General features: G+C 30.1%; 6 protein-coding genes. All 6 read left to right on the top strand.

Annotated features, from left to right (window positions below):
• Positions 1-162 precede the first annotated feature (162 nt).
• Positions 163-1773: a hypothetical protein gene (locus DIU01_RS01870; protein WP_290831563.1), complete on the top strand. Its 1611-nt coding sequence runs from the start codon at positions 163-165 to the stop codon at positions 1771-1773.
• Positions 1770-2843 carry a peptidoglycan bridge formation glycyltransferase FemA/FemB family protein gene (locus DIU01_RS01875; protein ID WP_290831564.1) on the top strand — a complete coding sequence of 358 codons (1074 nt, stop codon included), beginning with the start codon at positions 1770-1772 and terminating at the stop codon, positions 2841-2843. The genes DIU01_RS01870 and DIU01_RS01875 overlap by 4 nt, the downstream gene beginning before the upstream one ends.
• 7 nt (positions 2844-2850) lie before the next feature.
• Positions 2851-3600 carry a class I SAM-dependent methyltransferase gene (locus DIU01_RS01880; RefSeq protein WP_290831565.1) on the top strand — a complete coding sequence of 250 codons (750 nt, stop codon included), beginning with the start codon at positions 2851-2853 and terminating at the stop codon, positions 3598-3600.
• A 5-nt stretch (positions 3601-3605) separates the two neighbouring features.
• Positions 3606-4619, top strand: a complete 1014-nt coding sequence (locus tag DIU01_RS01885; protein ID WP_290831566.1) for a glycosyltransferase family 2 protein — start codon at positions 3606-3608, stop codon at positions 4617-4619.
• The gene (locus DIU01_RS01890; protein ID WP_290831567.1) at positions 4619-5737 is read left to right on the top strand and encodes a glycosyltransferase; all 1119 of its coding nucleotides are present in this window, start codon (positions 4619-4621) and stop codon (positions 5735-5737) included. The genes DIU01_RS01885 and DIU01_RS01890 overlap by 1 nt, the downstream gene beginning before the upstream one ends.
• Positions 5734-6322, top strand: a 589-nt coding sequence (locus DIU01_RS01895) for a glycosyltransferase (RefSeq protein WP_290831568.1), incomplete at its 3' end; no start/stop codon positions are given. The genes DIU01_RS01890 and DIU01_RS01895, both read left to right, overlap by 4 nt.

Raw genomic sequence — 6322 nt, forward strand, 5'->3', positions numbered from 1 at the left:
AATCCGATGAAAAAGAAATTAGTATAAAATTAGATGAAATTTTAAATTCAGAGGAGCTACAATCGCACTTAAAACAGCAATCTAAATTGTATTTTCAAATGTATTTGCAACCTAAAAAAGTTATTGAAAGACTAAACGAAATGTATTTAAGTAATTCAAAAAATGATTAAGCAACTTGTACTTTTTTCAAAATCAAACAAAGAAATTCAGAACCTAAATGTTTATGAAAACAAATTGGTTATTGATTGTTCTAAAGTTATTGAAACCACCACTTCATTTGATATTGAAATCGAATTTGAAGTCAAAATTAGTAGTTTTAGAAATCACGATTACACTTGGCAAGATGTAAATTCAGATAGAATTGCAAATGAATATACTCCAAAAATAATAAAACTTGCCGATGGAAATTACGTTCAGGCCAATATGAATCAAGGTATTTGGGAAGTTCATAAAAAAAATCCGTATAAATTAATTTGGAAATTCAATCCCCAATTTTCTAAGCCAATAACTCAGTATGTTGGTTCCAACGTTCAGAAACGTATTTATCAAGCCAACAGCAAAGTAGCTTTTGTAGCAACTCCAACCTTGCTTTTTTCTAAAATTGGCGCAATTGAAATCAGTCGATCTAAAATTCCGTTTTCAGCAATAGCGTGTTTTACAGATCATTGTGATTTCGATACTTTGGATAATTTAAAAGTACAACGACAGTTATTTTCAGAAACAAATATCAAAGTTACCAAAGGCTTTTTTATCAATCATTTTTCGAAAAGAAACGATAATGCGTCGCATGAAAACGATAAACAAGAACTCGACTTATGGCAAGCAAACGGACACGAAATGTGTTATCATTCGTTATCGCAATCCATAAAATCTGATAATGAAAGTTTTTCTGATTTTGAAAAATTCACTAATCCCTACTCAAGCGAAGTTTGGATAGATCATGGTTATCAGCCTTACAATTTTTCATTATTTAAAAATCATCCAAAACTTGAATCGACTTATGAAACTCTTTTGAAGCAAAAAGATGTTAAAATTTTATGGAATTATATCGATTCTGGAACAGCAACGACTGGAGTTATCAATCAGTTAAACGGAAATCATTTTACATTAAATTCATTTCTGAAAGGCAATAAAAACCTTTCAACAATGAAATTGATGCAAGCAATGATAAAAAATATCGTTTTTCATTATTTAAATGAGGAGAAAATTATTACCAATTATAAAGCTACAGCGCAAAATTTTAAAAAGATTGTTTTTCAAAGAAAATTCAAAATAATTCCAAAATTTATAAAGGATTTTGCAATTTTGTTTTCATCCATTGCATCTGTTTTGTTATTTTGGAATAGTAAAAAAAATAAGATATTTAAGTTGTCAAAATACACACCACTATTTTTTAAACACACTATTTTAAACGAAGAATTTGTAGTTTTTCAAACATTAGAAATGATTGATTTTTCTAAATCGTTACAAGAAAGTAATATCAATCTTTTAATTAAAGAAGCCGGAATTTTTATTGCGCACACTTATTTTTCTGATTCTGTAGCCTATCATGAAGGGAAAATGTTAACAAAAGACAACGCAATCGAAAAACAAGTTGCTATAAATTTTAACTATTTAGGTTTGAAAATAGCCGAAAATAAAATATGGAATCCCACACTTTCTGAGCTAGTTTCTTATTTTGAAGTATTAGATCAAACAGTAATTTCATTTGATGAAAACGGGAAGTTCGTTTTAAATAATAACCAATTAGTACCAGTAAGAATGATAAAATGATACATTTTCTATTCACTAAAGATAGGGATTGGTTGCAAAAATGGGACGATTTTCTCTTAACGGAAGATTGTGGCAGTCATTTGCTGTATTCAGATTGGTTAAAGTCCTATACCAGTTATGGGTTTAATTATGAAGTTTTCTTAGTACTTGATAACGATAAAATAGTTGGAGGATTTGGAGTTGTAATAGCAAAATTTTTATTTTTTAAATTCTATATAATTCCTCACGGACCAATTCTTAAAAGCTCTTATGAAAAACATCTTCAAGAAGTTGTAGATAAAATAAAAGGTCGTGCAAAAGTACTCGGTTGTTGCTATGCACAGTATAGTTTGCCAATTTCTGATGAACTTCAAATTAAAAGTAAGACTTTTTCTGTCAGTGAAATAAAAGATTTAAAATTATCAGGGAAAAAAGGAAATCTTTTTAAGTTTGTTTATAGTTCTTACGGAATTAATTGGGTTGATTTTTCCAATGCAAATTCGCCAGAACAACTTATTAATCAATTTACAGCGCAAGTTAGAAGAAACATCAATTTATCGTACAAGACCAATGCCAAAATACATTTTGCAAAATCCGAGGAAGAATGTAGATTAGCTTATAAAGCTATAGAAGACAATGCGTTGCAAGGGAATTACACTGTGCGTTCTTTTAACGATTTTAAGGATACGATAGTAAATTTGGTGGAGAAAAATAGAGCCTTTTTAATCTTCATTACTATTGATGATCAAATTAAAGGTGCCGGTTTTGCTGTAAATTGTGGCAACTGTTTGACGTATATTTCTGGTGGAACACAGAAGGAAAAACCCGATTTAAAACTGGGTTATTTAATTCATTGGGAGTTTATGAAAAAATCTCTTGAACTTGGTTTTTCTGGTTATAACATCTCTATGGGTGGATCAAAAGGCGTTGTTGAGTTCAAGTCCAAGTTCAATACTACTACCGCTTATTATAAAGAGCCACACTATCATCTAGTATTAAAGCCATTAATTTTTAGAGTTTATACCATATTAAATTCTATTTTTGTTAAAAATAAAAAAACTATTTCTGTAGTTTTAAAACGATTAAAGTAGCAACAAAATGAAAATTGAAAATAAAGAATTTTGGGAACGAGAAGACGTTATTCATTCTCAAAATAAAACGGTTGTTAATACATCTAATTATGAAGCTTATTTGTATGAAAAAGCAAAAAATTATTTCAGTAAGTTAAATAGTTCAGTCAAGTTTGCTAAAATCTTTGGATGCGGAACAGGAAGAGAAATAAATGGAATATTAAAATATGTACCAATCGACTCTATTCTTGCTACAGATATTTCAGAGAACATGATTAAAAAGGGAAGAGAAAATGTTATTTCGTGGAATTTACAAGATAAAGTAAAGCTAGAAGTTGCTGACGCTTCAAAATTTACCGCAAAAGCCAATAGTTTTGAGTTAGTAACGATAATGAATTGCATGCTAACGTATATCCAAGATAGAAAAGACCGATACACTATTTTTAAAACAGCTCATGATATTTTGTCCCCAAAAGGAGTTTTAATTGGTGTAGTTCACAATCAAGTAGGAACACCACAAAAAACACTTTATTTTCTGCTTCGCAGAATGATGAAGCCGTTCTTGAAAAATGAACCTGGAAATAGAACTACAGGTTTTTACGGATTCGATGTAAGTGGTTATTACTTTACAAAAAAAGATCTACGCAAACACTTGTCTGACAATGGATTTGTAAATATTGAAATCAAATCATTATCAGAATATTACAAAGAAATTAACTTTAAATATAATCGATTAAAAGGATACAATAATTTAATTTTCTTTGCTACAAAACCGTAAATATTTTGCCAAATGCCACTACATTTTCTTTAATAGTTTGCACGTATATGCGCGCAAAACCTTTATTGAATTTACTAAAGTCAGTTACTAATCAGACGGTTTATCCTAATGAAATTTTAATTATTGATGGATCAACCAATGATGAAACCAAAGAAATTTTAACTGCAAATCAGTTTAAAAATTTAAAATACTATAAAGTTGATGCGAATCAGCGCGGACTAACCAAACAACGAAATTTTGGAATCGATAAAGTAAATTCAGAAATAGAAATAGTTTGCTTTTTAGATGATGATATTGTTTTAGAAATTGATTATTTTGAAAATTTACTCGCAACTTATACGATGTTTCCCGATGCATTAGGAGTTGGTGGAAACATCATTAATGAAAATAACTGGGAATTTGTTGGTGAAAATTACGCTCCAAAAATCACCGAATTTTGTTATGATGGTTGGAAAAGGAAGGATGGAAGCCGATTTGTAATTAGAAAAAAATTGGGATTAGACAGTAATAAATTACCTGGTTTTATGCCTGATTTTTCTCATGGTAGAAGTTTGGGATTTATTCCGCCATCAGACAAAATCTATCAAGTAGAACAACTTATGGGCGGCGTTTCATCGTTTAAAAAAAGTGTATTTTCAACGTTTAAATTTTCAACCTATTTTGAAGGTTATGGCTTGTATGAAGACGCCGATTTTACGTTAAGAGTTTCCAAAACCGGTCCTTTATATCTCAATACAAAAGCTAAATTAAGTCATTACCACGACAGTTCAGGACGACCAAATCAATACAAATACGGTAAAATGGTAGTTAGAAATGGCTGGTATGTTTGGCGTGTAAAGTATCCAAATCCTTCTATAAAAGCCAGATTAAAATGGAACTTAACCTCGTTTTTACTTACTTTAATTCGATTTTCTAATACTTTTACAACAGCCAATAAAAAAGAAGCATTTACCGAAAGTTTGGGTAGAGTAGTTGGTTGGTTTAGTTTGCTATTTAATAAACCTAAGATCAACCAATAATGACTTTTTGCATCATTACACATGTACATCACACGAAATCCAATGAAAATTATTTTGGATATGCGCCGTATGTGAACGAAATGAATATTTGGTTAAAATATGTGGATAAAGTTGTCATTGTAGCGCCTTTAAAGAATTTTGACAATACTGCCATTCATCAAAAGTATAAGCATTCCAATATTGAATTTATTGCTGTTCCCGATTTTTCGTTAACCAGTTTTGGTGCAATTTGTAAAACAATTCTAAATCTTCCTAGAATTCTTTTCTCGATATTTATAGCACTGAAAAAGAGCAATCACATTCATTTGCGTTGTCCTGGAAATATGGGTTTATTGGGTAGTTTGGTTCAAATTTTATTCCCAAGAAAGAGTAAAACGGCCAAATACGCTGGTAATTGGGATGCTAATTCTAAACAACCATTTACCTATAAACTTCAAAAATATATTTTGAGTAGCACTTTTTTAACCAAGAATATGCAAGTTTTAGTTTACGGAAAGTGGGAAAATCAAACAATTAATATTAAGTCCTTTTTCACTGCAACTTATTCAGAATTCGAAAAAATAAATGTAGATTCACGCGTGTTGAATACTACCATACAATTTGTTTTTGTGGGTTCGTTAACGTCTGGAAAGCAACCTATTGAATCAGTAAAAATTGTAGAAAAATTAAAATTATTGCAACATAATGTTCAATTAGCTATTTATGGAGAAGGCGTAGAAAAGTCTAGTTTACAAAAGTATATCGCTTCCAATAATTTATCTGAAGTTGTAGTATTTAAAGGAAATGTCACCAAAGACGAAATGAAAATGGTTTATCAGAAAAGTCATTTTTTGATTTTAAATTCCAAAAGTGAAGGTTGGCCCAAAGTAGTTGCCGAAGCTATGTTTTGGGGTTGCTTGCCAATTGCCTCTCAAGTTTCGTGCCTTCCAAACATGTTGGATTACGGCAATCGTGGGATTTTGCTCACCAATTCCTTTCAAAATGATGTTGAAGCGATTGAAATGGTACTTAAAAATCAAGACTTATACGATGCTAAAATAAAAGAGGCAATAAGTTGGTCTCGTAACTTTACAATTGATAAATTTGAAACAGAAATAAAGAAATTACTAACTTCATGAGAATTCTTCAAATTATTGATTCATTAGACATAGGCGGAGCCGAAAAAATGGCTATTAATTATGCCAATAGTCTAGCTAAATCTATTGAATTTTCTGGTTTGGTTGCCACACGAAAAGAAGGTAATTTGAAAAATCAAATCAATGAAAAAGTCCATTATTTATTTCTCAATAGAAAAAAGACCATCGATTTTAATGCAATTCGTAAGTTAAAAAAATATTGTAAATCCAATAAAATCGATTATCTACAAGCTCATAGTAGCTCGTTTTTTACAGCTTTTTTAGTGAAGTTGCTTTATCCTAAAATACATATCATTTGGCACGACCATAACGGATTAAGTGAATTTTTAAGCACAAGGAAATCGGTTGCTTTAAAGATAGCATCCTATTTTTTTAAAGGAATTGTTGTTGTAAATTATCAGTTGAAAAATTGGGCAGAGCGTACTTTGAACTGTAAAAATGTTATTTACTTAGCCAATTTTACCACTCTTAATTCGAGTGAACAAAAAGAAACTTTTTTAAAAGGAATTGATGGGAAACGAATTTTATGTTTAGCCAATTTACGTTTTCAAAAGAATCATTTTTTGT

The sequence above is a fragment of the Flavobacterium sp. genome (assembly GCF_003525665.1).
Lineage (GTDB): Bacteria > Bacteroidota > Bacteroidia > Flavobacteriales > Flavobacteriaceae > Flavobacterium.

Bases quoted from the DNA above. Each gene is read 5' to 3' on its own strand.
- DIU01_RS01870 (WP_290831563.1), top strand. From the start codon at position 163: ATGATTAAGCAACTTGTACTTTTTTCAAAATCAAACAAAGAAATTCAG.
- DIU01_RS01875 (WP_290831564.1), top strand. From the start codon at position 1,770: ATGATACATTTTCTATTCACTAAAGATAGGGATTGGTTGCAAAAATGG.
- DIU01_RS01880 (WP_290831565.1), top strand. From the start codon at position 2,851: ATGAAAATTGAAAATAAAGAATTTTGGGAACGAGAAGACGTTATTCAT.
- DIU01_RS01890 (WP_290831567.1), top strand. From the start codon at position 4,619: ATGACTTTTTGCATCATTACACATGTACATCACACGAAATCCAATGAA.